1 protein-coding gene and 1 pseudogene are annotated in these 994 nt (G+C 56.5%); one reads left to right on the top strand and one right to left on the bottom strand.

The window, feature by feature from the left end; genetic code table 11:
* A partial coding sequence (locus tag IB235_RS24765; protein WP_225612626.1) for a hypothetical protein occupies window positions 1-353 on the top strand: 353 nt, incomplete at its 5' end.
* Window positions 354-382: 29 nt separating this feature from the next.
* Here the strand turns inward: IB235_RS24765 and IB235_RS24770 are convergent.
* Window positions 383-643, bottom strand: a pseudogene (locus IB235_RS24770) (transposase); the annotation flags it as partial.
* Window positions 644-994: the final 351 nt, after the last annotated feature.

The following is a 994-nucleotide window of genomic DNA, read 5'->3' on the forward strand; positions in this document are numbered from 1 at the left end:
AGCAGATCCTCAGGGCGCTCAACACCCTTCAGCAGTTCATCCAGAAGTTCCTTGGAGATCGTCATGCATGCTTCCTTTCGGTGAAGCATGGACCGGATCAATCATACACAGAAGATCGGACACTCTCCCACCCAAAAAAACGATGCGCAAGACGAGGGCAGAACGCCAGAACTGATCCGCTGGTCGATCCAGGAAATCCGGCGCATCGCGAACCGCATGGCCCAGCGTCAGATCCAGGAAACTCAGATCATCGCCTGGTCAATCTGGAGAAGAACCCATCAAGCCGCCGCAAGGCTCGCACATATGCGTCTAAAATTGCAACCGTAATGCTAGCGACCGCTGCCGGTGGTTAATGTCCCGCTTGACAGAAAGCGCCACATATAAATCTTGCTCGCAACGTCAGTTCGCCGATCTTCGCGTGCAGCGTTTTCACGTCGATCACCGGCTCTGCCGCAGGCTTTGTAGCCTCGCCAAAGACGCCGGTCGCACCTTCGAGCAGCTGATCCCGCCATTGCTTGATCTGGATGGGGTGAATGTCGAACTCCTGCGAAAGCTCGATCATGGTCTGCTCGCCCTTGATCGCGGCAATCGCCACTTTTGTCTTGAACACCGGGCTGTGGTTGCGGCGCGGTCGCTTTGCCATGGTCTGTCCCTCGCTGGCAGCATCATGCTGCGTTCGCGCGGAAAATCCACTTACGCTCGCTGTTCAGTTTTCTGGGACCGCCTCTGTGGCCACCATTTTACTGCTTCTGTCGCAGAAAATGCGCAAGAATGGCGTCTGTCTTGTCGGATCGCGGCCCCAGGCTTCGGGTCGACCTCACCTTGTTTCTGGTCGATTTGCGGTACAGGTACTCGCGTGGCTCGCGTGGTAGCGTCCGTCAAGGTGGTGTAATTTCCGCGATGGCCTGAGGTCATGATCAGGCGGCTTTCGTCGTGATACTGAGGATGGGGTCGATCTCCTCCTTGTCGATCTGGGCGAAGACCTCGACCATCA

Origin of the sequence: Paracoccus sp. PAR01, assembly GCF_014851995.1 — a bacterium.
GTDB lineage: Bacteria > Pseudomonadota > Alphaproteobacteria > Rhodobacterales > Rhodobacteraceae > Paracoccus > Paracoccus litorisediminis.